The organism is Methylobacterium sp. 10 (assembly GCF_000519085.1).
GTDB lineage: Bacteria > Pseudomonadota > Alphaproteobacteria > Rhizobiales > Beijerinckiaceae > Methylobacterium.
The window spans coordinates 2,556,086-2,581,920 of sequence record NZ_KI912577.1 but is presented as its reverse complement, the minus strand read 5'-3'; the positions used below and the strand labels follow the sequence as shown (position 1 = coordinate 2,581,920).

Annotated in this window: 24 protein-coding genes; 15 read left to right on the top strand and 9 right to left on the bottom strand. The window is 66.1% G+C overall.

Annotation, left to right across the window (positions count from 1 at the left end):
- Nucleotides 1-78: 78 nt before the first annotated feature.
- Nucleotides 79-954 (top strand): 4-(cytidine 5'-diphospho)-2-C-methyl-D-erythritol kinase, encoded by an 876-nt coding sequence (locus tag K368_RS0111910; protein ID WP_027172617.1) that lies wholly within the window; start codon nt 79-81, stop codon nt 952-954.
- A gap of 42 nt (nt 955-996) precedes the next feature.
- Here K368_RS0111910 and K368_RS0111905 read toward each other — a convergent pair whose 3' ends face one another.
- Nucleotides 997-2,019: a polyprenyl synthetase family protein gene (locus K368_RS0111905; RefSeq protein WP_027172616.1), complete on the bottom strand. Its 1,023-nt coding sequence runs from the start codon at nt 2,017-2,019 to the stop codon at nt 997-999.
- A 206-nt stretch (nt 2,020-2,225) separates the two neighbouring features.
- Between K368_RS0111905 and K368_RS0111900 the strand changes: the two genes are divergently transcribed.
- Both K368_RS0111900 and K368_RS0111895 read left to right on the top strand, forming a co-directional pair.
- On the top strand, nt 2,226-2,450 hold the full coding sequence (locus K368_RS0111900) for a DUF2007 domain-containing protein (RefSeq protein ID WP_027172615.1): 225 nt from the start codon (nt 2,226-2,228) through the stop codon (nt 2,448-2,450).
- Nucleotides 2,443-3,207, top strand: a complete 765-nt coding sequence (locus K368_RS0111895; protein ID WP_027172614.1) for a methyltransferase — start codon at nt 2,443-2,445, stop codon at nt 3,205-3,207. Before K368_RS0111900 ends, K368_RS0111895 begins: the two co-directional genes overlap by 8 nt.
- Nucleotides 3,208-3,269: 62 nt before the next feature.
- Here the strand turns inward: K368_RS0111895 and K368_RS25965 are convergent, their stop codons facing one another.
- Complete coding sequence (locus K368_RS25965) at nt 3,270-3,638, bottom strand: hypothetical protein (RefSeq protein WP_081739556.1); 369 nt, start codon at nt 3,636-3,638, stop codon at nt 3,270-3,272.
- Between the two features lie 199 nt (nt 3,639-3,837).
- On the opposite strand from K368_RS25965, the gene K368_RS0111890 reads away from it, so the two are divergent.
- Nucleotides 3,838-4,716: a S49 family peptidase gene (locus K368_RS0111890; protein ID WP_027172613.1), complete on the top strand. Its 879-nt coding sequence runs from the start codon at nt 3,838-3,840 to the stop codon at nt 4,714-4,716.
- 4 nt (nt 4,717-4,720) lie between these two features.
- Here the strand turns inward: K368_RS0111890 and K368_RS0111885 are convergent, their stop codons facing one another.
- Nucleotides 4,721-4,975: a hypothetical protein gene (locus K368_RS0111885; protein ID WP_027172612.1), complete on the bottom strand. Its 255-nt coding sequence runs from the start codon at nt 4,973-4,975 to the stop codon at nt 4,721-4,723.
- 217 nt (nt 4,976-5,192) lie between these two features.
- Here K368_RS0111885 and K368_RS0111880 point away from each other — a divergent pair, with 217 nt between their 5' ends.
- From K368_RS0111880 to K368_RS0111870, 3 genes are all read left to right on the top strand, one after another.
- Complete coding sequence (locus K368_RS0111880) at nt 5,193-6,140, top strand: glycine--tRNA ligase subunit alpha (protein ID WP_051439851.1); 948 nt, start codon at nt 5,193-5,195, stop codon at nt 6,138-6,140.
- Nucleotides 6,141-6,276: 136 nt separating this feature from the next.
- Nucleotides 6,277-8,454 carry a glycine--tRNA ligase subunit beta gene (gene glyS, locus K368_RS0111875; protein ID WP_027172610.1) on the top strand — a complete coding sequence of 726 codons (2,178 nt, stop codon included), beginning with the start codon at nt 6,277-6,279 and terminating at the stop codon, nt 8,452-8,454.
- 104 nt (nt 8,455-8,558) lie between these two features.
- Entirely contained in the window at nt 8,559-8,798 is a 240-nt protein-coding gene (locus tag K368_RS0111870; protein ID WP_027172609.1) for a hypothetical protein, read from the top strand.
- 127 nt (nt 8,799-8,925) lie between these two features.
- Here K368_RS0111870 and K368_RS0111865 read toward each other — a convergent pair whose 3' ends face one another.
- The gene (locus tag K368_RS0111865; RefSeq protein ID WP_027172608.1) at nt 8,926-9,414 is read right to left on the bottom strand and encodes an N-acetyltransferase; all 489 of its coding nucleotides are present in this window, start codon (nt 9,412-9,414) and stop codon (nt 8,926-8,928) included.
- The gene (locus K368_RS0111860; protein WP_027172607.1) at nt 9,411-10,979 is read right to left on the bottom strand and encodes a glucan biosynthesis protein G; all 1,569 of its coding nucleotides are present in this window, start codon (nt 10,977-10,979) and stop codon (nt 9,411-9,413) included. Before K368_RS0111860 ends, K368_RS0111865 begins: the two co-directional genes overlap by 4 nt.
- 845 nt (nt 10,980-11,824) lie before the next feature.
- Here K368_RS0111860 and K368_RS0111855 point away from each other — a divergent pair.
- Nucleotides 11,825-12,991 (top strand): type III PLP-dependent enzyme, encoded by a 1,167-nt coding sequence (locus K368_RS0111855; RefSeq protein WP_027172606.1) that lies wholly within the window; start codon nt 11,825-11,827, stop codon nt 12,989-12,991.
- Nucleotides 12,992-13,130: 139 nt separating this feature from the next.
- Nucleotides 13,131-13,676, top strand: a complete 546-nt coding sequence (locus tag K368_RS0111850; RefSeq protein WP_027172605.1) for an N-acetyltransferase — start codon at nt 13,131-13,133, stop codon at nt 13,674-13,676.
- 3 nt (nt 13,677-13,679) lie between these two features.
- Here K368_RS0111850 and K368_RS27070 read toward each other — a convergent pair whose 3' ends face one another.
- Nucleotides 13,680-13,847 carry a hypothetical protein gene (locus K368_RS27070; RefSeq protein WP_197031013.1) on the bottom strand — a complete coding sequence of 56 codons (168 nt, stop codon included), beginning with the start codon at nt 13,845-13,847 and terminating at the stop codon, nt 13,680-13,682.
- A gap of 329 nt (nt 13,848-14,176) precedes the next feature.
- On the opposite strand from K368_RS27070, the gene K368_RS0111840 reads away from it, so the two are divergent.
- The 5 genes from K368_RS0111840 to K368_RS0111820 all read left to right on the top strand — a co-directional run bounded on the left by K368_RS0111840 (nt 14,177) and on the right by K368_RS0111820 (nt 19,808).
- Nucleotides 14,177-15,622: a saccharopine dehydrogenase NADP-binding domain-containing protein gene (locus K368_RS0111840; protein ID WP_027172604.1), complete on the top strand. Its 1,446-nt coding sequence runs from the start codon at nt 14,177-14,179 to the stop codon at nt 15,620-15,622.
- Between the two features lie 224 nt (nt 15,623-15,846).
- The gene (locus K368_RS0111835; protein WP_027172603.1) at nt 15,847-16,413 is read left to right on the top strand and encodes a Uma2 family endonuclease; all 567 of its coding nucleotides are present in this window, start codon (nt 15,847-15,849) and stop codon (nt 16,411-16,413) included.
- 35 nt (nt 16,414-16,448) lie between these two features.
- Entirely contained in the window at nt 16,449-16,790 is a 342-nt protein-coding gene (locus K368_RS0111830) for a hypothetical protein (RefSeq protein ID WP_027172602.1), read from the top strand.
- A gap of 134 nt (nt 16,791-16,924) precedes the next feature.
- Complete coding sequence (locus K368_RS0111825) at nt 16,925-17,764, top strand: DUF1206 domain-containing protein (protein WP_036266228.1); 840 nt, start codon at nt 16,925-16,927, stop codon at nt 17,762-17,764.
- A 76-nt stretch (nt 17,765-17,840) separates the two neighbouring features.
- A complete protein-coding gene (locus K368_RS0111820; protein WP_027172600.1) occupies nt 17,841-19,808 on the top strand; it encodes an SDR family NAD(P)-dependent oxidoreductase in 1,968 nt (655 codons plus the stop codon).
- Here the strand turns inward: K368_RS0111820 and K368_RS0111815 are convergent.
- From K368_RS0111815 to K368_RS0111805, 3 genes are all read right to left on the bottom strand, one after another.
- Nucleotides 19,805-20,734 carry an NAD-dependent epimerase/dehydratase family protein gene (locus K368_RS0111815; protein ID WP_027172599.1) on the bottom strand — a complete coding sequence of 310 codons (930 nt, stop codon included), beginning with the start codon at nt 20,732-20,734 and terminating at the stop codon, nt 19,805-19,807. The genes K368_RS0111820 and K368_RS0111815 overlap by 4 nt on opposite strands.
- Nucleotides 20,731-21,741 carry a glycosyltransferase family 4 protein gene (locus K368_RS0111810; RefSeq protein ID WP_027172598.1) on the bottom strand — a complete coding sequence of 337 codons (1,011 nt, stop codon included), beginning with the start codon at nt 21,739-21,741 and terminating at the stop codon, nt 20,731-20,733. The genes K368_RS0111815 and K368_RS0111810 overlap by 4 nt, the downstream gene beginning before the upstream one ends.
- A 347-nt stretch (nt 21,742-22,088) precedes the next feature.
- Nucleotides 22,089-24,152 (bottom strand): protein meaA, encoded by a 2,064-nt coding sequence (locus K368_RS0111805; RefSeq protein WP_027172597.1) that lies wholly within the window; start codon nt 24,150-24,152, stop codon nt 22,089-22,091.
- Nucleotides 24,153-24,545: 393 nt separating this feature from the next.
- On the opposite strand from K368_RS0111805, the gene ccrA reads away from it, so the two are divergent.
- Nucleotides 24,546-25,826, top strand: a complete 1,281-nt coding sequence (gene ccrA, locus K368_RS0111800; protein ID WP_027172596.1) for a crotonyl-CoA carboxylase/reductase — start codon at nt 24,546-24,548, stop codon at nt 25,824-25,826.
- Nucleotides 25,827-25,835 lie beyond the last annotated feature (9 nt).

Here is a 25,835-nt window from a genome sequence, read left to right as displayed (position 1 = left end):
CGGACAGGGGATCGCGGGGCCAGACCGGCCGCGCGTTCCCGCGGTCGATAGACCCGTCCCTCTCCGACAGAGCAAGCCGTGCCCGTCCTCGTCACCCGCGCTCCGGCAAAGATCAACCTCACCCTTCACGTCCTCGGCCGTCGTGAGGGGGACGGCTATCACGAGCTCGAAAGCCTCGTGGCCTTCACCGGATCGGGGGACACCCTGAGCCTGGCTCCCGGCGCCGACCTCACCCTCGACACGTCCGGGCCAACCGCCGGACCGGCCGGTCCGCTGGACGCCAACCTTGTGATCCGCGCCGCTCGTGGGCTGGCCAAAGCCATCCCCAGCCTTCGCATCGGTAGCTTTCACCTCGTCAAGCGCCTGCCCGTCGCTGCCGGAATTGGCGGTGGATCGTCGGATGCCGCCGCCGCCCTGCGGCTCCTGGCGCGCCTCAACGACCTTCCCCTCGACCATCCCGCCATCGTCGAGGCCGCCCGCGCCACCGGGGCCGACGTACCCGTCTGCCTCGATCCGCGCGGCCGGATGATGCGCGGCGCCGGAGAGGATGTCGGGCCAGCGCTGAATTTTGCGCCGTTGCCGGCCGTGCTGATCAATCCCGGCACACCGGTCGCTACCGCGCCGGTCTTTAAGGCCCTGGGGCTGATGGTGGGGCAGCGGCATTCCGGCGAGGCCCATCCGATCCTTGCGCAGGGACTCGGTTTCGGCGAGATCCTGGCGGCGGTGACACCGGCCCGCAACGATCTGGAAGCACCGGCGCTCACGGTCGCGCCCGTCATCGCAGACACACTCTCGGCCTTGCGCGACCAGCCGGGATGCCGGCTCGCCCGCATGTCCGGCTCCGGCGCGACGGTGTTCGGCCTGTTCGCGACCCGATCTCATGCGGTTCGGGCGGCTGCCGCGATCCGCGCGACGCAGCCATCCTGGTGGGTCCGAGCCGCCCTACTGCGGTGACGGTTCATCCTGATCCGGCTCGCGTGACGAGCCGCTATCCGCTCAGTGAGCCCGGGCGATGCAGAAATCCACGACCTGAAGCAGGGCCGATTTCATCGGCCCGTTGGGGAACAGCGCCAGGGCGTCGCGGGCGATGGCACCGTAATGCCGCGCCCGGTCGATCGTGTCCTCCAGCGCGCGGTGCTTCCGCAGGATCGCCAGCGCCGTGTCGAGATCGGCCGCCTCGACCTGTCCATCCTGAAGAGTCCGGCGCCAGAACGCCCGCTCCTCCTCCGTCCCCCGCCGGAAGGCGAGCACGATCGGCAGGGTGATCTTGCCCTCGCGAAAGTCGTCGCCGACATTCTTGCCCATGGAGGCGCTGGTACCTCCGTAATCGAGGACATCGTCGACGAGCTGGAAGGCGATGCCGAGATTCATGCCGTAGGAGCGGCAGGCCGCCTGCTCCGCCCTCGGACGGTCGGCGATCACCGGTCCCACCTCGCAGGCGGCGGCGAACAGTTCCGCGGTCTTGGCGCGGATGACGGCGAGATACTCGTCTTCCGAGGTCTCGGTGTTCTTGGCGGCGGTGAGCTGCATCACCTCGCCCTCGGCGATGACGGTCGCAGCGGCCGAGAGGATGTCGAGGGCGCGGAGCGATCCGACCTCCACCATCATGCGGAAGGCCTGGCCGAGCAGGAAATCGCCGACGAGCACGCTCGCCTCGTTGCCCCACTTGATCCGCGCCGCCACGCGGCCGCGCCGCATGTCGCTCTCGTCCACCACGTCGTCGTGGAGGAGGGTTGCCGTGTGCATGAACTCCACGCTGGCGGCGAGCTTCACTGCCCCCTCCCCGGCCCCGTATCCGCAGAGATCGGCGGTGGCGAGGGTGAGGATGGGGCGCAAGCGCTTGCCCCCGGAGGCGATGAGGTGGTTGGCCACCTCCGGAATCATCGCAACGTCGGACCCGGTCCGCGACAGGATGGTCGCGTTCACGCGCTCCATGCCCTTGGCGACCAGGGCCACAAGATCGTTCAGGCTCGACTCCGGATCGGAGCGGCCCTCATCGAAGGAAACGACGACACCCAAACGCGATGCCTCCCGAGCTTTTCACACCGGGCAGATTCCAGCAGCGTACCCGCCGCTCGGGCCGATCCGCTCGACCGGGCAATCTCCCGTGACCAACATCCACGCGGGCACCCCTTCGCATGCGCGCCGAGGCGCTGCAACATCCCGCGTTTCTCCCTGTATACAAAGGGCGGCGGCAGTGAGCCGCCGATGGGGCGGGTGGACGCATGAGAGAGCTGATCCGGAGCAACGACATCGTCCTCATGGGCTTTGCCGAGTCGCTGTTGCAGGGGGCGGAGATCCCGGTCCTGATCGCCGATACTCACATGAGCCTGCTCGAAGGCTCGATCGGCGCTTTCGCCCGCCGGCTTCTCGTTCCCGACGATCATGCATCCGATGCGCGACGGCTTCTGGAGGACGCAGGCCTTGCGCATGAACTGCGTGATGCCTGAGCTCAACGCCGAGGCCGCGACCGCCGATCTATGGCTCGGTGGCCGTCTTCGCCTGTATCAGCCGCCGCGCGGCGCGCATCGCGCCGGCACCGATGCAGTGCTCCTGAGTCGATTGGTGAGACCGCAACCGGGGGCGGTCGTCGTCGATGTCGGCGCGTCCACCGGTGCGGTGGGGCTGGCGGTGGCTACCTACGAGGCGGCGGCGAAGGTCATTCTGGTGGAGCGTGACCCGGATCTCACCGCCCTCGCGGCGAGGAACATAGACGGGAACGGCGTCAATGGTCGGGTCAGAGTGATTGCCGCCGATATTCTCTCCGTGGAGAACCGGAGGGCCGCGGGCCTCTCGTCGAACATGGCGGATATCGTCCTGACCAACCCACCCTTCTTCGTATCGGGACGCCACAGGCCATCGCCCGTCCCGAGAAAGGCCTCGGCCCATACGTTTCGCGATGGCGATCTCGAATCCTGGCTCAAAGCCTGTCTCGACCTCCTGAGGCCCGGTGGCACGCTCGGCCTTGTTCATCGCGCCGATGCGCTGCCGGACTGTCTCGCCGCCCTGCAGAGGCGTTTCGGCGGGATCGTCGTGAGGCCGGTCCAGGCACAAATCGAGCGATCGGCGATCCGGCTGCTGGTAACGGGCATCAAGGGCAGCCGTGCGCCGTTCACTCTGGCGCCTCCCCTCATCCTGCAGGACGCCGATGGAACGACGACGGCGGAGGCCGATGCGCTTCACCGCGGGCTGCCCTGGCCACCCTGACGGTTTTCACGGCGAGGATGGCCCTCCTTGCCGTGAAGCGGAGACGGTTCCGGGTCGGCCTCTCAGTAGAATCGACGCCAATGGTGATGGCGGCGGTGCCAGTGATGGCGATGCCAACGATGACGCCGGTGCCAATAGGGACGGCGCCATCCATAGGCCGGACGGTGATAGCCATAGACCGGGCGGTAGTAGCGCGGCCGCCAGTAATGCCGGCGGTAGCCGTAACGCGGACGGTGCCAGAAGTGGCGCCGATGCCAATGATGCCGGCGGCGCCAGTGGTGTCGACGCCAATGCGCCTTCTCCACGAGTTCCGTTCCGGCTGTGCCCACGACGGAGGCCACGGGTAGCGGTGCCGCTCGGGCCTGGGACAGTGACCCGTAGGCCCCTCCAAGCACCCCGATCAGAACGATCATCCACGTCAAGATACGCATGATGGTCAGTCTCCCTGTCTTGGCAGGTCTCTCCTCGGTGACCGCTCGCCTGCGGCCGAGTGCTGCGATACCGGCAGAGTGAAACGGCGAAGCCTGTAAAACAGTTCGATCGTCGCCATTTCGTGATGTCGGGTCCGGAAGCGAGGGCAGTCCCACGCCTCCGTGCCGAACACCTCTCTGTGCAACCGAGACGAAACCGATGCCCCTGGTCCTGCCGCGCTTCCTTCACCCGATGGTTCCGAAGGCGTGGCGTAGACGCAAACCCACCGTGGCGGTGATCCGGCTCAGCGGTGTCATCGGTGCCGTGTCGCCCCTGCGGTCCGGCCTCTCCATGGCGACGGTGGCGTCCAGCCTGGAAAGCGGCTTCGGGATGGCGGGCGTGTCCGCGGTGGCGCTCGTCATCAACTCGCCCGGCGGGTCGCCGGCGCAATCCCACCTCATCCACCGTCGCATCCGTGCGCTCGCCGTGGAGAAGAAGCTACCCGTCTACGCCTTCGTGGAGGATGTGGCCGCTTCCGGCGGCTACATGATCGCCTGCGCAGCGGACGAAATCGTCGCCGATCCGACCTCGCTGATCGGGTCGATCGGGGTGGTCTCGGCCGGTTTCGGGTTCGACAAGCTCATCGAACGGATCGGCATCGAGCGCCGCGTCCATACCCAGGGCGAGGCCAAGGCCATGCTCGATCCGTTCCGTCCAGAGAATCCCGAGGACCTCGTGCGGCTCAAGGCGATCCAGGCCGACGTTCAGGATCTCTTCACCTCACTCGTCAACGAGCGCAGGCCCGCCGTAAGGGCAGGCAGCGCAAACCTGTTCACCGGCGCGGTCTGGACAGGACGACAGGCGCTTCCTCTCGGTCTTGTCGATGAGTTGGGAGATGTGCGAACGACCCTGAGGGCCCGCTTTGGAGAGGACGTCGTGCTGAAGCTGGTCGCCGAGAAGCAGGGCTCGTTCGTGGGCAGATTGCTGAGGCGGGCCGTGCCGGGTTCGACCATGATCGGCTTAGCCGGCACCGGTCTCGCGGCCGATGCCCTCTCAGCTATTGAGGAGCGAGCGGTCTGGGCGCGCTACGGGCTGTGAGAGTTCAGCGGATGGCGACCGTGCAGGCCGGAGACGGGGCGCCATAGCCCGAATAGACGACCCGGACCTTACGCGCGCAGGATACTGCCGCAGCGGGGGTCGGCACGGAGGAGACCTCGATGGCCGTCACGGGTGTCGGCATGGCGACGATGTCCGTCTTGTCGGTGGTCGCCAGGGCGTTCGAGGCTCCGACGACGAACGGCGTGGCGGCCAAAGACGCTGCAAAAAGTGCGGCGAATACAGTCATCGACTTGCGCATGGTCCGGCCTCCGCAATGTTCGCCGCTCTTTTGCGAGCCGGCTGATCCCTTGATTTGTGCTTAGAACAAGCGACAAGCGAGACAGTTCCGGCGATAAACCCGATCGTGGCGAAAATGTGTGCCGCCGCGCACCCGCATTAGAGGAGCGGCTCGGCTTGACTCCGCAAGCCCGCCTCTTAAACGCTGCCGCCCTTTCCCGCTGACCGGAAGCTTCACCATGTCGAGCGCACAAGCCCTGCCGAGCGCTGTCGATCTCGCACCCAGGACCTCGTTCCAGGGCTTGATCCTGACGCTGCAGAATTTCTGGGCCGCGCAGGGCTGCGTGATCCTCCAGCCCTACGACATGGAAGTGGGGGCCGGCACGTTCCATCCCGCCACCACCCTGCGGGCGCTCGGCCCGAAGCCGTGGAAGGCGGCCTATGTCCAACCCTCGCGACGCCCGAAGGATGGCCGCTACGGCGAGAACCCCAACCGGCTGCAGCACTATTACCAGTTCCAGGTGATCCTGAAGCCGAACCCGCCGAACCTGCAGGAGCTCTACCTCGCGTCACTCGACGCCATCGGCGTCGACCTCAAGCTCCACGACATCCGCTTCGTCGAGGACGATTGGGAAAGCCCGACATTGGGGGCCTGGGGACTCGGCTGGGAATGCTGGTGTGACGGCATGGAGGTGAGTCAGTTCACCTATTTCCAGCAGGTCGCCGGAATCGAGTGCGCGCCGGTCGCGGGCGAGCTCACCTACGGTCTTGAGCGCCTCGCAATGTACGTGCAGGGCGTCGAGAACGTCTACGACCTGAACTTCAACGGTGGTACGGGCGACGACAAGGTCACCTATGGCGACGTCTTCCTCCAGGCCGAGCAGGAGTATTCGCGCCACAATTTCGAGGCGGCGGACACCGCCATGCTGTTCCGCCAGTTCACCGATGCGGAGAAAGCCTGCCGCACGTATCTCGATGCGGGCGCGCCGGACGATGATGCGGGGCGGCACAGGATGGCGCAGCCGGCCTACGACCAGTGCATCAAGGCAAGCCACGTCTTTAACCTGCTCGATGCCCGCGGCGTCATCTCGGTGACCGAACGCCAGAGTTACATTCTGCGGGTGCGGGAACTAGCCAAGGCCTGCGGGGCCGCGTGGCTGAAGACGGCGGGTGGCGGCGTGGCGTGAAAGGATAGATTATTTATAGTGATCAGTCATTTTCTATAAAATGCCCGATGACTTTTACTTCCCAGCCTTAAAATCGATGGCCGCAACAGTCGCGCCAACGACATCCTGACTAACATTTCGGACGCGACCTGACCCCATGCCTGATCTCCTCCTCGAATTGCGCTCCGAAGAGATCCCCGCCCGCATGCAGCGGCGTGCGGCGGACGACCTGCGGAAGCTCGTCACCGATGCCCTGGTGGAGCGCGGCTTCCTCTACGAGGGCGCGAAGGCTTTCTCCACGCCGCGCCGCCTCGCCCTTCACGTGGCCGGATTGCCCCCGCGCGGCAAGGACGTGCGCGAGGAGCGCAAGGGGCCTCGCGTCGGCGCGCCGGACGGGGCGATCCAGGGATTCTTGAAGAGTGCGGGCCTGACGAGCCTCGATCAAGCGACCACCGTCACCGACCCGAAGAAGGGCGAGTTCTACGTGGCCGTGCTCGAGAGGGCCGGTCGCGAGACGATCGAGGTACTGGCTGAGATCCTGCCCGCGATCATTAAGAGCTTCCCTTGGCCGAAATCCATGCGATGGGGCGCGGCCTCCGCCCAGCCGGGAAGCCTACGCTGGGTGCGGCCGCTGCAATCCATTGTGGCAACCTTCGGCCCTGAGACCGAAACGCCCGAGACCGTGCCTTTCTCCGTTGACGGGATCACCGCCGGCACCACCACCTACGGTCATCGCTTCCTGGCACCGGAAGCCATCGAGGTGCGGAGGTTCGACGATTACGTCCAATCGCTTGAGCGCGCCAAGGTGGTACTCGATCCGGAGCGGCGCAAGGACATCATCCTGCACGATGCCCGCGACCTCGCCTTCGCGCGCGGCCTCGAACTCGTGGAGGACGAGGGTCTGCTCGACGAGGTCGCCGGCCTCGTGGAATGGCCGGTGGTGCTCCTCGGGACCTTCGATCCGAGCTTCCTCGACATCCCGGCCGAGGCGATCCGCGCCACCATCCGCGCCAACCAGAAGTGCTTCGTGCTGCGTGAGTCCGGCACCGACACCCTGGCTCCCGCCTTCATCTTGGTCTCGAACCTCGTCGCCAGCGACGGCGGCATCGCGATCACGGGCGGCAACGAGCGCGTGGTCCGCGCCCGCCTCTCGGACGCAAAGTTCTTCTGGGAGACCGACAAGGCGATCCGACTCGAAGACCGTCTGTCGAAGCTCGACACCATCGTCTTCCATGAGAAGCTCGGTACACAGGGCGAGCGCGTGGCGCGTATCGCGTCGCTGGCGCGTGGCATCGCACCCGCCATTGGCGCCGACGTACAACTCGCCAGCCGCGGCGCTCAACTCGCGAAAGCCGATCTCGTCACCGAGATGGTCGGGGAGTTTCCGGAGCTTCAGGGCCTCATGGGCCGCAAGTATGCGGCGCTTCAAGGCGAACACCCCAGTGTCTGTGCGGCGGTGGAAGAGCATTACAAACCTGTCGGTCCATCCGATCGAGTACCGGCCGATCCTGTTTCGATCGCTGTGGCCTTGGCGGACAAGTTCGATACCCTTGCCGGCTTCTGGTCGATCGATGAAAAGCCCACGGGCAGCAAAGACCCCTACGCACTGCGCAGGGCAGCCCTTGGCGTGGTCCGGCTGATTCTGGAGAATGGATTGCGTCTGCATCTCCGAGAGGATGTGTTGGAGGACGCTTTTTATGTTCAGAAGAACCGGCACGTCGTCGTCATGTCCTTTTCCGGAGATGACGAGCGCGATATGGCCGCGCTGAAGAATCACGCGAGCCTCGACAATCCCCTTCCCGGCGATCTCCTGGGCTTCTTCGCCGACCGTCTCAAAGTCTATCTCCGCGACCAGGGCGCCCGCCACGACCTGATCGACGCCGTCTTCGCTCTCGCCGGACAGGACGACCTTCTCATGGTCGTCCGCCGGGTCGAGGCGCTGGGTCAGTTCCTCGAGACCGACGACGGCAGGAACTTGCTCGCCGGCTACAAGCGCGCGGCCAACATTTTGCGGATCGAGGAGAAGAAGGACGGGCGTTCCCACGAGGCCGAACCCGACCGTGCCGCCATCGCCGCTTCGGGCGAGCCGGAGGAGCAGGCCTTGTCTCAGGCACTCGTCGCGGCGCGTGAATCCGCTTCGGCGGCCGTGGCGGCTGAAGATTTCGCGGGGGCCATGCGGGCGCTCTCGACTTTGCGCGCGCCGGTGGACGCCTTCTTCGAGAAGGTCATCGTCAATGCGGACGATCCTGCCTTGCGCGAGAACCGCCTCGCCCTGCTCAACGCGTTGCGGGCGGCCACCCTCGAAGTCGCCGATTTTTCGAAGATCGAGGGATAGTCCGTCGCGAGGGGCGGGTGGGAGAATTCGGTAATTCAGGATCGACGATGGGAACGGTCTAGCTCGCCCTATCGTTGGAGCGCATGGTTTCGAAGGAGATGTCCATGCGTCAATCGATCCTCACCACCGCCGCGTTGCTGACCCTCTTCGGTGCTTCCGCGGTTCAGGCCCAGACCACGATCATCGAGCGTGACGTGCCCGAGCGCGTCATCATCGAGCGGCCGGAATCCGAGACCCGCACCGTCGAGACTCGCGAGACCCGTGATGGTTGTCGGGTCAAATCAGTGACCCGCGAGAACGAAGAGGGCGACCGCAAGACGGTGACCCGAGAGTCCTGCGACTGATCCGACACGGTACCGTTCCCGGTCTCGGATCCGAGTTCCAGCCATTGCGCATCGCTCCGGGCTCCGCCCAGCGGTCCGGAATGATGGCATTGGCAGGCCGGATTGTGGGCATGCCATCGACGCTTGACTACAAGGCTTTTTCGTAGCGCCACGCTTCCATGCCATCCTCATAATACTCTTCGAGGATGGCAAAGCGTGCGTAGCCATGGCGCTCGTAAAGGCGAATGCCCGCTCCGTTATCGGCTCTCACCTCAAGCCGCAGCGTTTTGCGGCCATGCGCTTTCGCATCGGCTTCCGCCGCGTCCAGCATGATGCCGCCGAGTCCTTGTCCCGCGCGTCCCGGGGACACGGCGATGGACGAAAGCCGGCAGCTGAGACTTCCTTTCCGGCGCTCCAGCGTGGCCGCCGCGACGAGGATGGACTTATCACCGCCATCAAGCGCCACCAGCAGCGACATCGACGGAGAGCCGATGGCGTGGCGGATCGCCCTCCGCTCCGCCCGGTCTCCGGAAAAGGCGGCGTGTTCGAGGGCGACCAGGGCGTCGAGGTCGCCCAATGTCGCCGGGCGGATCGCGACCGAGGCGACCGAGGGTTTCGTGCGGGCCTGGGCGCTCACGCTGTGGTCCAGGGATAGAGCCAGGTCTCCGAAAGGGTGCGGCCGCCGGCACGCAGGAAAGCGCGAAGGTCGGTCGATTCGTCCACTGCCTCGAGAGTGACGTCGATCGCCGCGCGCAGGCCGCCCGTATGCGGGTTCGGGGTGAGTGACGTCGCGGTGATCCGCCCTCGCGAAGCACCGGCCACCACCTCCACCTTGCCGGGGTCGGGGAGATAATAGGGCAGTTCGCCACCCGCGAAATCGATGAGGAAACGTCGGCTCAACGCCCCTTTCGCCTCCTCCCCCTTAGCGGCGCCGCTGGCTCTGGTGGCCGCCAGGAAGGTGTTCACCACGCGTCCGCCCGGATGCAGCTCGGTCCCCGAACGCAATGCGCGCACGTGGTAGGACAGCCGAACCGGTTCGCCCGCCGGATAGGGCTGCTTCGGGCGCCAATAGGCGACGATGTTGTCGTTGACCTCGGTGTCGGTGGGCAATTCCATCAAGGTGACGGCGCCCTCGCCCCAGCCGCCTTCGGGCACCACGAAGTAGCTTGGCCTCCTGCCATAGGAGGCTTCGAGATCCTGGTAGGATTCGAAGGCGCGGTCGCGCTGCATCAGACCGAACCCCTTGGGATCGCGATCGACGAAGGACGAGATGCGTCGCGCCTTCGGATTGTCCAGGGGGCGCCACAGCCATTCGCCCGATCCGGCCGCGATCTGGAGTCCGTCGGAATCATGGAGCTCCGGCCGGTAATCGTCGGAGTGGTGACGGTCGTTCTCGCCGATGAAGAACATCGAGGTCAGTGGCGCCAGCCCGACGGAAGGGAGCGCGACCCTCGGGAACAGCGTCGAGCGAACGGCGACGCTGGTCTCGTCGCCGGGCTTCACGGTGAAGGCGAAGGCGCCGGTCACCGAGGGGCTGTCCAGTAGGGCGTGGACCATCAGGGCGTCGGCGTTCGTCTCCGGCATCGTCACCCAGAACTCGCGGAAGACCGGGAATTCCTCCGGGGCGCCCTCCCCCTCGACATTGAGGGCGAGGCCCCGTGCCGACAGTCCGTAGAGCTGATCGCGCCCGAGGAAGCGGTAGTAGCTGGCACCGAGGAAAACGATGAGCTCGTCGAGGAGGTTCGGCTTGTTGAGGTAGCTGTGGAAGCGGAGGCCGGCAAAGCCGAGGTCGACCGGCAGCGGCTTGTCGAGTTTCGTCCGCCCCATGTCGAACAGGCTCGACTGATAGGCGATCGGCGTCGCGATGCCGCGTCGCACGAGGTTCACCGTGACGGGGCGTGTGTAGAGAAAGCCGACATGGAAGAGCTGAAGCCGGAACGGGCTGCCGTCGCCCCCGAGAAAGGCCTTGTCCGGCCGGAACCGGATGTCGCGCCAGGCATCGTAATCGAGCTTGGCGATGGGCGCCGGCAGGGTCGGCACGCGGGCATCGTAGGCGACCTTGGCGAGATCCTCGGCGCGCCGCTCCACCTCCTCGAACTCGAAGGGTTTGGGTGCGCGCCCCTCCTGCGCCGTCGATGCCGTGGCGGCGACGGACAGAGCGGCGATCCCGGTGAGAAGCGCGCGGCGGGTGGGCTCGGTCATGATCCTGTGGCTCTGGTCGGTGGTGAGGGACGATCGGGCTTCCCCGCACGGTCCCATCCAACCGCCTCATCCTGAGGTGCCCGCCTCAGCGGGCCTCGAAGGAATCCTTCGGAGGTCGCCATGCGCGCCGGAGCCCTCCTTCGAGGCCTCCGCTACGCTCTGGCACTTCAGGATGAGGCGGTGGATCGGCCTGGTTCGAACAGCATGAAAACCGCTTGCTCAATGACCCGTTCGACACGCATTGAAAAGGGCCTCCGCACTCGTGTGAGCCTTCGCGGTCACAATGCCGGGGAACGGTCGGGTTTTTTGCGTGCGCCGGACCGTTTTTCCTTGTTGCGGAGACGCATCGAACGTATATGCGCCTTGCCCAATTTCGCACGTGCCTGTGGCCGCGTGTCGGTTGGTGGGCATCCGGCCAACTGCCGGACAGCCGCCAGGGGTCTTAAAGGATCGATGGTCGACAGGGTGGATTCCCTCCGGCCGGCATCCAGGTGGCAACACCGGACCCCGACAACAACCGGCAGCCGGAGGCGAAACCGGCGAACCCCGCTCTCCACGGGGGACGCAGCTTAAAGCAACGACGAACGGGCTTTTTTGGTCTCGTCGGCCCTCCAAAGGCCGGCACCGAAGAGGCTTGTTTCTCTTTGCCCGGCGTGCGGTGGGGATTCCCCTTCCAATCCACGGCAGCTTCCGGGTGCTGATGCGCCCGCGGTCGACGACGTGTCTCCAAAGCACGCCGCCCGTCGCGTCGCATCGCCCCCAGACGCCGGACGGCTGATCGCCGTCCCGATTTCGACAGCGCGCCCCACGAACGGGCGCTCGCGAACCTGTGGGTTGGAACGACCATGACCGATCGTATCCGCGATTTTCTGCGCGCTCGCCGTGACATGGGCCAGGACGAAGGTCCGGTGATGGTGCTCGACCTCGATGTCGTGCGCGACAACTTCACCGCCTTCGCCCGTGCGCTGCCCGATACCCGCGTCTTCTACGCGGTGAAGGCGAACCCGGCGCCGGAGGTGCTGCGCCTGCTCGCGGAGATGGGCTCCTGCTTCGACACGGCCTCCGTGGTCGAGGTGGAGATGGCGCTCGCCAGCGGCGCCACGGCCGAGCGGATCTCCTTCGGCAATACGATCAAGAAGGAGCGCTGCATCGGCCGTGCGCTCAAGCTCGGCGTGCGCCTGTTCGCCGTCGATTGCGAAGCCGAGGTCGAGAAGATTTCTCGCGCGGCCGAGGCGGTCGGGATCGAAGCCGGCGACGTCCAGGTGTTCTGTCGCATCCTGTGCGACGGCGCCGGTGCCGAATGGCCGCTGTCGCGCAAGTTCGGCTGCGTACCGGAGATGGCCGTCGACGTTCTGGAGCATGCCTGCCGCCAGGGCCTGCACGCCTATGGCGTGTCGTTCCATGTGGGCTCGCAGCAAGGCAACACCGAAGCCTGGGATGGAGCGCTCGCCTCCGCTTCCGCGATCTTCCGCGAATGCGCGGATCGCGGCATCGCCTTGTCCATGGTCAATCTCGGCGGCGGCTTCCCGACCAAGTACCTCAAGGCCGTTCCCGGGGTCGAATCCTACGGCGACGCGATCTTCCGCGCGCTCACCAAGCATTTCGGCAATCAGCTGCCCGAGACCATCATCGAGCCGGGCCGCGGCATGGTCGGCAATGCCGGCGTGATCGAGGCCGAGGTGATCCTAGTCTCCAAGAAGTCCGATGCCGAGGACGAGATCCGCTGGGTCTATCTCGACATCGGCAAGTTCGGTGGGCTCGCCGAGACAATGGACGAGTCGATCCGCTACGCGATCCGCACCGAGCACGACGAGGACCGCATGTCTCCCTGCGTGCTCGCCGGACCGACCTGCGATTCCGCTGACGTGCTCTACGAGAAGGTGCCCTACCCGCTCCCCGTCTCGCTTTCCATCGGTGACAAGGTGCTGATCGAAGGAGCCGGCGCCTACACCACCACCTATGCGGCGGTGGCGTTCAACGGCTTCCCGCCCCTTCAGCAATACGTCATCTGACTTCGATAGACTTGTCGGCCGAAGGGCTTCACCGCCGTTCGGCAGGGACGAGGACGGTTCCGTTGCACATCGCCGGCGCCGAACCGCACTCCATCACGTCAGTTGGGTTACCAGCCAGAACCTGGGGAAGGGCGCGGCCTTGATCGAAATTCGTGACGAACGGCCGACCGATATGTCGGCACGGGAACAGTTGCTCGATACCTGCTTCGGCGCGGCGCGAGTCCTCAAGACGTCGGAGCGTCTGCGCGAGGGACGCATGCCCGCCAAGGGTCTGTCACTGACAGCGGAACTGAGCGGCCGTATCGTCGGAACCGTTCGTCTGTGGCATGTGGAGGCGGGGCCAGGGCGGCCTGCCTTGCTTTTGGGGCCGCTCGCCGTCGATCCCTCGCTTCAGGGCCATGGCCTCGGTAGCGCGATGGTGTGGGCCTCGATCGGAAGGGCACGCGCCCTCGGTCACGGCGCCATCGTCCTCATCGGCGATGCGCCGTATTACGCCCGTTTCGGTTTTTCCGGTGGTCTCATGGCTGGACTGTCCATGCCCGGGCCATTCGAACGGGCTCGATTCCTCGGGCTCAATCTCCGCAAAGGCGCTCTCGACGGAGCGACCGGCATTCTCGCCGCTACAGGCATTCTCGAAGAGGCTGCCTGTCCGGAGGGATTGGATGCACGACGACAGGCGGCGTGAGCGCTAGACGGCGGTGTTCGTCGTGGCCAAGTCGCAGCGACGGCGGAAGGCCGCATCGTGCTGGCGGCGCACGGCGCGGATCAGGGCCGCAGCGAGGGTTATGACGCCCGGATCACGATCGATCGGCTCATCCGCCGGCGCCGGGGTGTTGGCGATAAACAAGGATAACATCGGAACTCCGTTTTCTGGCGTTCTGGCGTTTCCCGTCCCTTGAGTGTGTCGATGCCGTGTTTGTTGCATTGCAATATCGGCCCATCGCGGACGGTTCGCAACGGCATCCAACGGGAAGGCGACCCGCGTCTGAATCATGCGTCGGGATCACGCCATGTTAACGCCGTTCCCGGTTGTGCCCCTCGTGGTGCGAGGGACGGGACGCGGCGACGTGGTTGACCGCGCGTCCTCAACCGGCCACTAGCCCGTCGCCTGACCGTCATTTCCGCCGACTAAGGACGTGCCTCGCTCGTTGAGTTCGAGCGGGGCCGAGAAGAAGGATTGCCCGCATGACCGAAGCCGCCACCTCCTGGCCCGTCCACGGCCGCATCAGCGGTCCCATCGTTATGATCGGCTTCGGCTCGATCGGTCGCGGCACCCTGCCGCTCATCGAGCGCCATTTCGAATACGACAAGGCGCGCTTCACCGTCGTCGAGCCCTCGGACGCCCACAAATCCCTGGCCGACCAGCATGGCCTCCGCTTCGAGCAAGTGGCTTTGACGAAGGACAATTACCGCGAGATCCTCACGCCCCTCCTCACCGAGGGCGGCGGCCAGGGCTTCTGCGTGAACGTTTCTGTGGACACCTATTCCCGCGCCATCATGGAATTGTGCCGCGAGCTCGGCGCCTTCTACATCGATACAGTGGCTGAGCCCTGGCCCGGCTTCTATTTCGACAAGTCCAAGAGCCAGGGTGATCGCACCAACTATGCCCTGCGCCAGGACATCCTCGACGCCCGCGCCGCCAATCCCGGCGGCACCACCGCCGTTTCGTGCTGCGGCGCCAATCCCGGCATGGTCTCATGGTTCGTGAAGCAGGGGCTCCTCAACGTCGCCTCCGATCTCGGCCTGACCACGCCGGAGCCGAAGACCCGCGACGAGTGGGCCGCCCTTATGCGCGAGGTCGGGGTCAAGGGCATCCATATCGCCGAGCGCGACACCCAGCGCGCCAAGGGCCCGAAGCCCATGGGCGTGTTCGTCAACACCTGGTCGGTGGAAGGCTTCGTCTCCGAGGGCAACCAGCCGGCCGAGCTCGGCTGGGGCACGCACGAGACCTGGCGTCCGGATAATGCCCGCGATCAGGAGAAAGGCTCGCGCTGCGCGATCTACCTGCTCCAGCCCGGCGCGGACACCCGCGTGCGCTCGTGGACGCCGACCGCCCAGAGCCAGTTCGGCTTCCTCGTGACCCATAACGAGGCCGTGTCGATCTCCGATTATTACACGGTGCTGGAGGGCGAGCGCGCCGCCTACCGCCCGACCTGTCACTACGCCTACCACCCCTGCAACGACGCCGTGCTCTCCCTCCACGAGATGTTCGGCAAGGCGGCGGAGGTGCAGGACAAGCACCACATCCTCGACGAGAACGAGATCGTCGACGGGATCGACGAGCTCGGCGTGCTTCTCTACGGCCACGAGAAGAATGCCTATTGGTTCGGCTCGCAGCTCTCCATCGAAGAAACCCGCCGCATCGCGCCCTATCAGAACGCCACCGGCCTCCAGGTGACCTCGGCCGTGCTCGCGGGCATGGTCTGGGCTCTGGAGAACCCGGAAGCCGGTATCGTCGAGGCCGACGAGATGGATTTCCGCCGATGCCTCGAAGTGCAGATGCCGTATCTCGGCCCCGTCATCGGCGTGTACACGGACTGGACGCCGCTGACCGGCCGTCCTGGCCTGTTCCCCGAGAACATCGACGAGAGCGACCCCTGGCAGTTCCGGAACGTCCTCGTTCAGAGCTGAGTCAACGAACGGAGCGCGGGATCGTACTTCCCGCGCTCCGTGCCTTCCGCCTGGTGCCAAGCGCCAGGGCATGATGGGCGAGGACCGACGCCACGTCCTTCTCCAGGGCGTGCTGCGGAGCCGGGATGCCGCCCGAGCACGACTGCATAGCGGCTTGCTCTGCACGGATGTTGCAGGGTTCCGGCGGGATGCTACCATCCCGTATCCGATCGGGAGCTCCCGCCATGGCCGTCGCCGCGCGCCGCGATACCCGCATGACCGTCGCCCAGTTCCGCCCCTGGGCCGAGCCCCGGCCCGACGAGGAACGCTGGGAACTGATCGACGGCATACCCCTGCTGATGTCGCCGCCCACCGCGCGCCACCAGCGCATCGTTTCCAACCTGATCAGACGCCTCGACGAGCTCGCCGAACGCCGGGGCTGCAACGCGCTTCCCGGCCTCGGTGTGCTCAGCGCGGCGATGGACGATTTCGCGCCGATCCCCGACATCGTCGTGACCTGCGGCCCATTGGGTCAGGACGGCTATACCAGCGACCCTTTGCTGGTGGCCGAGGTTCTGTCCCCGAGCACGATGAGTCTCGATCGCGGCCGCAAGACCGATTTCTACCGCTCTGTGCCGAGCCTGCGGACCTTCCTCATCGTTTCGCAGGACGAGGTCAGGGTCGAGGCCTGGCGCCGGACCGAGGCGGGGAGCTGGACGGTCCAGGCCCTGTATCGCGACGACAGCCTCGACCTTCCCGAACTCGGTGGCGCCGTGCCGGTCGGCGCCCTCTATACCGGACTGCCCCTCTGAGCCTCCCATCGCCCTCGCCGCGTCAGGTCCCGCCCTTGCCCCACTTTGAAGATTTCTACGCCGACAAGCTGCGCGGTTCTCTGGGAGTCACCGATGCGGAATCCGTTCTCGACCTGCGCGGGACGAACCGTCCAACAGCCGAAGCATCCCTGAACGACATGCTCGAACGCAGTCGCTTCGGCAAAGGCAAGACGGTGGCGATCCGCTTCGATCCCCCGCCGGAGGGAGGCGGCGAAACCCTGTTCCAGCCCGTCGGGCGGCTGCTGCTCGACGCGAAGCGCAAGGGCATCGTCGACAGGCTTCAGACGCTTCCGGCCGGCGACGGCCTCGGCTTCTACGTGGCGCTTGCCGGCAAGGCGACACGCGCCGGAGAATAGGACGTGGCGGTCTCGCGCCGGCAAAGAAGTGATGACCATGCCGGAGCGGTTCGAGCCCGACCGGCGTTGGAAATGGCGCGGCCCGTCCGCTCGTCTCCGCCACAGGTCATCGTGAAAGTCTCCCCGTGAAGCGAATGGGCCGCAATACGATCGAGCGCCTGGCCCGAATGGGGTTCGGTGCCAGAGGCATCGTCTATTGCATCGTCGGCGGCCTGGCTCTTCTCGCTGCCCTGGGTCAGGGAGGTCGGGCGGGCGATAGCGAGAGTGCGATCCGTTGGGTCTTCCTCGGACCGTTCGGGGCCATCCTCGTCGGGCTCATCGCCCTCGGCCTATTCTGCTTTGCGGCCTGGCGCTTCGTCGAATCCGTCACCGATGCCGACCGCCACGGCAATTCCGCGAAGGGACTCGTCGTTCGGCTGGCGCATTTCGGCAGTGGCGTCGTCGCAACCGGCCTCGGCATCACCGCGGCGAGCCTCGCTCTTGGCCTGGGCCGGAGGGCCGGTGGTGGCGGCGGATTGCAAGACTGGACCGCTTGGCTCCTGGCGAAGCCTTTCGGCCCGTGGCTGGTCGGCATGATTGGCTTGGGAATCATCGGCGGAGGGATCGCCTTCCTTGTGAAGGCCGGGAAGGGTGAGGTTGCCGATCGGCTCTCCCTCGACGAGGCCCATTGCCGATGGGTGAAGCCGCTGGGCCAGTTCGGCTATGCTGCGCGGGGAATTGCGTTCCTCATCATCGGCGGCTTCGTGATGGTCGCCGCGTGGTACCAGGCCTCCTCGGAGGTGAAGGGCCTTGCGGGCGCCTTCTCCGCTCTTCGAGTGCAGCCCTACGGTGCGGCTCTTCTCGGCATCGTTGCGGCAGGTCATCTCGCCTTTGGCGTGTTCGGCCTGATCCAGGCGTGGTACCGGCACATCGACGCGCCTGACCTCGACGAAACCGACGATGCGGTCCTGCGTGCGGTGCGGTCCCTGACGTGATGGGCACCCTCAAGGTTTTCGGGACGCGTTGACAGAGAGGCGTTCCGTCGCCGATACCCCGCCCGGCCCGGAGCCTATGCAACAGCGCATCTATAAGTCGGCGGTGATGGTGGTCCACGATTGCGTGGCGACCGTCCTGGCCGTGACACTCACCTTCGTCTTTCGGTTCAACGGTGAGTTGCTCACCGAGCGCTTGCACGCGCTCCCGATTCTGCTGCCGCCCTTCGTCGTCTTCGCCGCGCTGGTCTATGGCCGGTTCAAGCTCTACCGGACCAAGTGGCGCTTCGCCTCGCTTCCCGACCTCGCGGGAATCGTCAAGGCGGCGAGCGTGCTCGCCTTCACGCTCCTCGTCGTCGACTACGTGCTCGTTTCAGCGGACATGTATGGCTTCTACTTCTTCGGGAAGATCGCTATCGCCCTGTACTGGGTGCTGCAGATCTTCCTGTTGGGCGGCACCAGGCTCGCCTTCCGCTACCTGAAGTACTCTCGTTCGCGGCAAAGCCAGGCTCGCAGCGCCACGACCCCGACGCTGCTGCTGGGACGCGGCCGGGATATCGAGCTCCTCCTCCGCGCCATCGAAGCAGGTTCCGTGCGGCGGCTTTCCCCCAAGGGAATTCTGTCGCCACGCATCAACGAGACCGGCCAGATCATGCGTGGGATCCCCGTGCTGGGTGGATTTTCGGATCTCGAACGCGTCGTCGCGAACCTCGCGGCCGAGGGAACTCCCGTGCGCCGCCTCGTCGCCGTGCCCAACGCCCTGACGCCCGAGGCCGGGCCCGACGACCTGATCGCCCGCGCCCGGCGAATTGGCGTCCCGCTCTCGCGGGTCACCAGTCTCGGCGAGGGGATGCGCGATGCCGAACTGGCGCCCCTGGAGATCGAGGATCTCCTTCTTAGGCCCACGGTCTCCATCGATCGGCCGCGTCTGGAGCGCTTCCTCAAGGGAACGCGGGTCATCGTCACCGGCGGCGGTGGTTCGATCGGTTCCGAGATCGTCGCTCGGGCTGTCGCCTTCGGCGCCACGTCGATCCTGGTGGTGGAGAATTCCGAGCCGGCCCTCCACGGCATCCTGAGCCAGCCCGCTATTGCGGCGGCGGATGTGATCGGCGCCTTGTGCGACATCCGCGACCGGGAACGCCTGCACGACGTCTTCGCCGCCTTTCGGCCGGATTACGTGTTCCATGCCGCTGCCCTGAAGCAGGTGCCCTACCTGGAGCGGGACTGGTCCGAGGGCATCAAGACCAACGTGCTGGGCTCCATCAACGTGGCGGATGCGACGGTCGCGGCTCGCGCCCGCGCCATGGTGATGATCTCTACCGATAAAGCCATCGAGCCGGTCTCCCAACTCGGCGTCACCAAGCGTCTGGCCGAGATGGTGGCGCAGGCACTCGATGCCGAACAGGCCGCCGCGCCGCAGGAGAAGCCGACCCGGCTGATCGCCGTGCGGTTCGGCAACGTGCTGGGCTCCGTCGGGTCGGTGGTTCCTGTGTTCAAGGCGCAGATTGCGCGGGGCGGCCCGGTCACCGTCACGGATCCGGAAATGGTGCGCTATTTCATGACTGTGCGCGAGGCCGCCGACCTCGTTCTCACCGCCGCCTCCCACGGTGACCGGGAGGGGCGCTGCCTTCCCCTGACCACCCCCGAATCCGACCAGCGCGCGGCGGTCTACGTGCTGAAGATGGGCCAGCCCGTGCGGATCCTCGACCTCGCCGATCGCATGATCCGGCTCGCCGGGTTCGAGCCCGGCGAGGATATCGAAGTGGTCTTTACCGGATCGCGGCCGGGGGAGCGCTTGAACGAGATCCTGTTCGCTCGCGAGGAACCGCGGGTCGCCCTTGACGGGATCGACGGCGTCATGGCGGCCAAGCCCGTCTTCGCCGACAGGTCCGTGCTGGAAGGCTGGATCGCGGCGCTGAAGCGAGCGGTGGAGACCCACGACAGGGCCGCCGCCGACTTGGTGTTCGAGACCGCCATCCCGGATTATCGCAACCGGCCGAAATGCGTGCCCGATCCGAAGCCGGCCCCGGTGACCGTGCCGGCTTAAGCTGCCGTATCGCCGCGGGACAGGGCGGCGAGGCCTTCGGAGGACGTCTGAGCGGGCGACCAACCCAGCGCCGACAGCCCGTCGGAGCGCGCTACGAGATCCCCCGACAGGCGCTCGAAGATCTCGCGGCGACCAGTCACCCGGCAGGCGAGGCCGAACAGGCTCGGTGGACAGGGAACGAGGCCGGCGCTCCGTCCGAGGCCGGCCCTCAACGCCGCGATCATCTCGGGCAGTCTCAGAGCCCCGGGTTCGGCCGCGAGGAGGGGACGGCCGAGCGTTCCCTGGTGGCGCAAGACCGTGACGATGGCCGCCGACAGGTTCTCCACCGAGATCAGCGACCGACGCCCGGTCAGGCTCGCCAGCGGCAGGGGATAGGGCATGCGTGCGAGCCGCAGGAGTGCTGCCATGTTGCCCTTTACCCCCGCGCCGTAGACGAGGACCGGGCGCAGGGCGACCCAGTCGATCCCGATCTCGGCCAGGGCTTCCTCGGCGGCGAGTTTCGAGCGGCCATAGGCATCGGTGGGATTTGCCCGATCGTCTTCGGTGACGGTTCCCGCCGCGCTGATTCCGGTCTGCGCCCTGATCGAGGAGAGAAAGACGAAGCGGCCGACCCGCGCCTTGGCCGCGGCTTCGGCGAGACGTCGCGTCGCGTCGATGTTCGAGGAGCGGTAATCGTCCTCGGGCGTGCCGGACATGGCATGGGCGAGGCCGGCGGAATGGACGATGGCATCGACGCCGGACAGTGCCGCCGCCATGTTCATGGGACGGCTCAAATCCCCCACCACGGCCCCGCTGGCGCCGGGCGGCAACTCCACCGGGCGCCGCAGCAGCACCCGGACCCGGTAGCCCTGATCGGACAGCGAGCGCAGCAGGTGACGGCCGATGAAGCCGGTGGCACCGGTGAGCGCGATGACGTTTCCGCTCAAGGGGTGTTTCCTCTTTGCATCGTCGAGAACTGCCGCAGGACCAGAGCGACGAGGGCCGTGCCCGCCCCCATCGCAGCGACCGTGATGGGCGGGGACGGCCAAAGCAAGGTCGCCCCCGCCAGGGCCGCTAAGGCGACGTTGAGGAGGAAGACTCGGGTGACGACCTCCATCACCGAGAAGCCGTTCGCGGTGGCGCGTTGGTAGAAATGGCTGCGATGCGCTTGCCAGACTGGCTCGCCCTTGGCGGCACGGCGCAGGAGCGTCAGCGTGGCATCTGCGAGATAGTAGAGCGGCAGGAGAATGGCGGCCGCCAGTCCGCCCTGGAGGCTTAACCGATACAGAAGCCAGGCCACGAGAAGGCCGATGGGCAGTGAGCCGACATCGCCCAGGAAGAGGCGCGCCACCGGGCGGTTGAACGGCGCGAATCCGATCAGCGCTCCGAGCAGGGATGCGGCGACGAGGGTCGGCAGCGGCGGCAGCCCGCCGACGAGCCCCAGGAGCATGAGCGCGCCGACGACCGGCACCATGGCCGAGACCGTCATCCAGTCGAGCCCGTCCATGAAGTTCGTCAGATTCACGAACCACACGCCGGCCAGGACCGCGAAAGCACGCTCGGCGGCGAGCGGCACGTCCGGAAGCAGCCGGCCATCCACGGACAGGACGAGTGCGGCGACGATGAGCGTTTGGAGACCGAGCCGGAGGGAGGCCGGCAGCGGTCGGATGTCGTCCACGGCGCCGACCACGGCGAGGATCAGTGTCGCGTGAGCGAGGACCAGCGCTTCCATCGCGTCCGGAATCGGCGGTGTCAGCGATGCCAGGAGCCCGCAGGCGGCGAGAATGGCCAGGACGATGGCGATTCCCGCACCCTGGGGCGTCGGGACGCTGTGGCTCGACCGAGCGATCGGCCTCGCGAGGGCGTATCGCTGCAGGAGCGGTTTCAGAAGGGCGATCAGGATAACGCTGAGGCCGGCAGCCAGCGGTACGGCGACGAGCGGCGCGAAGAGCATTGTCGTGTCAGGTTCCGCTGGTGTCGACGGGTCGTGCGGACGCCGTACTTCGCCTTATCACGGTAGAGAAGTGCCGTGTGCTCGGGAACGGCACCTTTCTTAAGCCCAGGTCGCAGGCACCCTCCCGCGCAAGCGCTTGGGCGTTCACCCATCTGCTTTTTTAGGCCGAGGACGTCCCTCTCCCCCTTGTGGGGAGAGGTTAGGAGTGGGGGTGGTTCCGCCAGTCTCCACCGCATGCGGATCGCCCAACGACCCCCACCTCCAACTCCTCCCCACAAGGGGGAGGAGAGCCGCGCCGCCCGCGACATGTGTGAATTCAGTAGATAAATGAGGAGGAGTATGCGGTATTAAAACACCGTCTCCCCGCCCCCCCTGACGGAGGAGCCTCCGATTCCGGCGGCGGCATCGGCCTTCTCTGCGGCGCGCTTGTCGAGGGCACGGCCCACCACCTTGGCGATGCCGATCATGATCGTGTCGAGGATGTAATCTTTTGGCGTGTAGACCGCCGTGACGCCCATGTTCTTGAGCACGAGTTCGTCCTCTGGCGAGATGATGCCGCCAACGACGAGGGGCACGTGGTCGAGGCCCGCCTCCCGCATCTTCGCCTTGACGTCGCGCACCAGGGGGACGTGGCTGCCGGACAGGATCGACAGGCCGACCACGTGGGCGCCGGTCTCCTTGGCCTTCGCGACGATCTCGGCAGGGGTCTGGCGGATGCCGTCATAGGTCACGTCGAAGCCGACGTCGCGGGCACGGAGCGCGATCTGCTCGGCGCCGTTCGAATGACCGTCGAGGCCGGGCTTGCCGACGACGAGCTTCGGCGTCTCGCCCAGTCGCTCGCCGAGATCGGCGATGAGGAGCTTGGCATCCTCGGCCGCACCCGAGGAGATCGTCTCGAGGCTGACGCCGGTGGGGGCGCGGTATTCGCCGAAAACCTCGCGCAGTCGGGTGCCCCACTCGCCGGTGGTGACGCCGGCCTTCGCCGCCGCGATCGAGACCGGCATGATGTTGGCGCCCGAGCGTGCGGCGGCTTCGAGCTCCTCGAGGGCTTTCTCCACGGCCTTGCCGTCGCGCTTCGTACGCCAGTCACGGATGCGCTGCTCGGCTTCCATCTCCACCGTCTCGGAAACCGTGAAGATGGCGCCCTCCCCGGCCGTGAGCGGCGAGGGTTCGCCGGCCTGGAACTTGTTGACGCCGACGACCACCTGATCGCCCGCCTCGATGGCCGAGATGCGCTTGGCGTTGGATTCCACGAGGGCGCGCTTGAGCGCCCCGGTCTCGACCGCCGCCACCGCGCCGCCGATGCCACCGATCTCCTTGAGTGCCGCGCGGGTCTCTTCCTTGAGGGACTCGACCTTAGCGTCGATGACCTTCGAGCCGTCGAAGATGTCGTCGTATTCGAGGAGGTCGGTCTCGAAGGCGAGGATCTGCTGCATGCGCATGGACCATTGCTGGTCCCAGGGGCGCGGCAGGCCGAGCGCCTCGTTCCAGGCCGGAAGCTGGACCGCGCGAGCGCGCGCTCGCTTCGACAGGGTGACGGCCAGCATCTCGATGAGGATGCGGTGGACGTTATTCTCCGGTTGCTGCTCCGTCAGGCCGAGGCTGTTGACCTGAACGCCGTAGCGGAAAATGCGCTTCTTGGGGTCGGTGATGCCGTAGCGCTCCTGAGCGATCTCGTCCCAGAGCTCTGAGAACGCCCGCATCTTGCAGATCTCGGTAACGAACCGCATGCCGGCATTCACGAAGAACGAGATCCGACTGAACACGTCTGCGAAGCTCGCCTCGTCGAAGTCCGGGTCGTCACGCACGGTGTCGAGCACCGCGATGGCGATGGCCAGCGCGTAGGAGAGCTCCTGCACCGGCGTCGCTCCGGCCTCCTGCAGGTGGTAGGAACACACGTTCATAGGGTTCCACTTCGGCACTTCCTTGGTCGTGAACAGGATCACGTCCTTGGTCAGGCGAAGCGACGGCGCAGGCGGGAACACGTAGGTACCGCGCGACAGGTATTCCTTGATGATGTCGTTCTGCGTCGTGCCCTGGAGCCCGGAGAACGGCACGCCCTGCTCTTCGGCGACCGCGAGATAGAGCGACAACAGCCACGGCGCCGTGGCGTTGATCGTCATCGAGGTGTTCATCTGCGAGAGCGGGATCTGGTCGAACAGTGCCCGCATGTCGCCGAGATGCGCGATCGAGACGCCGACCTTGCCGACTTCGCCACGCGCCAACTCGTGGTCGGGGTCGTAGCCGGTCTGGGTCGGTAGATCGAAGGCCACCGACAATCCGGTCTGCCCCTTGGCGAGGTTGCCCCGGTAGAGAGCGTTCGATTCCTTGGCGTTGGAATGGCCGGCATAGGTCCGGATGATCCAGGGCTTGTCGCGCTTGACCTCGGCGACGGTCGCACTCGCGCTCATTCCACTGACTCCACTCGATTCCAAGGTCGCGCCATCTCGCGCTTATTGCGCAGCACCCTATCCAAGCCTCGGGCATACGTCATCTGGCCGAAGGTCCGACTTCTCGGCTCATGGGTCAGAATGTTTCGAAAAATTCTAGACGCGAGGATCAAGCGAATTAAATGACGTCGCGTGGCGCAGCAGAGGCGAAGTCATAGTAAATCATTGATTTCGATGCGGATTATGGCGTACTGGGCAGGCTTCCGAAGCGATCTAATAATGAATACACAAATCGACCCGGCTGGCAGCTCCCATGCTGGGGCGCAGCGACGGGTCATGGCCATTTAGGGGGCCTTGGAGCAGTTCAGGTTCGTCGATATAGGGTCGCTCAGAAGAAGAATTGGGAGAGCCAAGATGTCGGCGAGCGCGGCCTTAAATACCACCGAGGGCAAGGACCTTTACGAGTTGGGCGAAATCCCGCCCCTCGGCCATGTTCCGGCGAAGATGTATGCCTGGGCGATCCGGCGCGAGCGTCACGGGCCGCCGGAGGAATCGATGCAGGTCGAGGTGGTGCCGACCTGGGAGATCGGCGATGACGAAGTGCTGGTCTACGTCATGGCGGCCGGCATCAACTACAATGGTGTGTGGGCCGGGCTGGGCGAGCCGATCTCCCCCTTCGACGTGCACAAGGCCGACTACCACATCGCCGGTTCGGACGCCTCGGGTATCGTTTGGGCCGTGGGCGCCAAGGTGAAGCGCTGGAAGGTCGGCGACGAGGTCATCGTTCACTGTAACCGCGACGATGGCGACGACGAGGAGTGCAACGGCGGCGACCCGATGTTCTCGCCCTCGCAGCGGATCTGGGGCTACGAGACCCCGGACGGATCGTTCGCGCAGTTCTGTCGGGTGCAGTCGCGTCAGCTGATGAAGCGGCCGCAGCACCTTACCTGGGAGGAAGGCGCCTGCTACACGCTGACTCTCGCCACCGCCTACCGCATGCTGTTCGGCCACGCTCCCCACACGGTGAAGCCGGGCCAGAACGTGCTGATCTGGGGCGCGAGCGGAGGTCTCGGCGTGTTCGGCGTTCAGCTCTGCGCCGCCTCCGGTGCGAACGCCATCGCTGTGATCTCGGACGAATCGAAGCGCGACTACGTGATGAGCCTCGGTGCCAAGGGCGTCATCAACCGCAAGGACTTCGATTGCTGGGGCCAACTGCCCAAGGTGAACTCGCCGGAATTCCACGCCTGGACCAAGGAAGCCCGCAAGTTCGGCAAGGCGATCTGGGACATCACCGGCAAGGGCAACGACGTCGACATCGTCTTCGAGCATCCCGGCGAGGCGACCTTCCCGGTCTCCGCCCTGGTGGTGAAGCGCGGCGGCATGGTCGTGTTCTGCGCCGGTACCACCGGCTTCAACATCACGTTCGATGCCCGTTACGTCTGGATGCGCCAGAAGCGCATTCAGGGGTCGCATTTCGCGCACCTGAAGCAGGCCTCGGCCGCAAACCAGTTCGTTCTGGACCAGCGCATCGACCCGTGCATGAGCGAGGTGTTCCCGTGGGACAAGATCCCCCAGGCGCACACCAAGATGTGGAAGAATCAGCACCCGCCCGGCAACATGGCCTGCCTCGTCAACGCTCCCCGCGCCGGGCTCCGCACGCTGGAAGACGTGATCGAGGCCGGCCCGAAGCGCTGAGGTCGCGGG

Coding starts and splice junctions, on each gene's coding strand:
- K368_RS0111860 (WP_027172607.1), bottom strand. CDS start 10,979: ATGACCGAGCCCACCCGCCGCGCGCTTCTCACCGGGATCGCCGCTCTG.
- K368_RS0111885 (WP_027172612.1), bottom strand. CDS start 4,975: ATGCGCAAGTCGATGACTGTATTCGCCGCACTTTTTGCAGCGTCTTTG.
- K368_RS0111840 (WP_027172604.1), top strand. CDS start 14,177: ATGACCGAAGCCGCCACCTCCTGGCCCGTCCACGGCCGCATCAGCGGT.
- K368_RS0111900 (WP_027172615.1), top strand. CDS start 2,226: ATGAGAGAGCTGATCCGGAGCAACGACATCGTCCTCATGGGCTTTGCC.
- K368_RS0111835 (WP_027172603.1), top strand. CDS start 15,847: ATGGCCGTCGCCGCGCGCCGCGATACCCGCATGACCGTCGCCCAGTTC.
- ccrA (WP_027172596.1), top strand. CDS start 24,546: ATGTCGGCGAGCGCGGCCTTAAATACCACCGAGGGCAAGGACCTTTAC.
- K368_RS0111855 (WP_027172606.1), top strand. CDS start 11,825: ATGACCGATCGTATCCGCGATTTTCTGCGCGCTCGCCGTGACATGGGC.
- glyS (WP_027172610.1), top strand. CDS start 6,277: ATGCCTGATCTCCTCCTCGAATTGCGCTCCGAAGAGATCCCCGCCCGC.
- K368_RS0111895 (WP_027172614.1), top strand. CDS start 2,443: ATGCCTGAGCTCAACGCCGAGGCCGCGACCGCCGATCTATGGCTCGGT.
- K368_RS0111890 (WP_027172613.1), top strand. CDS start 3,838: ATGCCCCTGGTCCTGCCGCGCTTCCTTCACCCGATGGTTCCGAAGGCG.
- K368_RS25965 (WP_081739556.1), bottom strand. CDS start 3,638: ATGCGTATCTTGACGTGGATGATCGTTCTGATCGGGGTGCTTGGAGGG.
- K368_RS0111810 (WP_027172598.1), bottom strand. CDS start 21,741: ATGCTCTTCGCGCCGCTCGTCGCCGTACCGCTGGCTGCCGGCCTCAGC.
- K368_RS0111870 (WP_027172609.1), top strand. CDS start 8,559: ATGCGTCAATCGATCCTCACCACCGCCGCGTTGCTGACCCTCTTCGGT.
- K368_RS0111880 (WP_051439851.1), top strand. CDS start 5,193: ATGTCGAGCGCACAAGCCCTGCCGAGCGCTGTCGATCTCGCACCCAGG.
- K368_RS27070 (WP_197031013.1), bottom strand. CDS start 13,847: ATGTTATCCTTGTTTATCGCCAACACCCCGGCGCCGGCGGATGAGCCG.
- K368_RS0111805 (WP_027172597.1), bottom strand. CDS start 24,152: ATGAGCGCGAGTGCGACCGTCGCCGAGGTCAAGCGCGACAAGCCCTGG.
- K368_RS0111825 (WP_036266228.1), top strand. CDS start 16,925: ATGGGCCGCAATACGATCGAGCGCCTGGCCCGAATGGGGTTCGGTGCC.
- K368_RS0111820 (WP_027172600.1), top strand. CDS start 17,841: ATGCAACAGCGCATCTATAAGTCGGCGGTGATGGTGGTCCACGATTGC.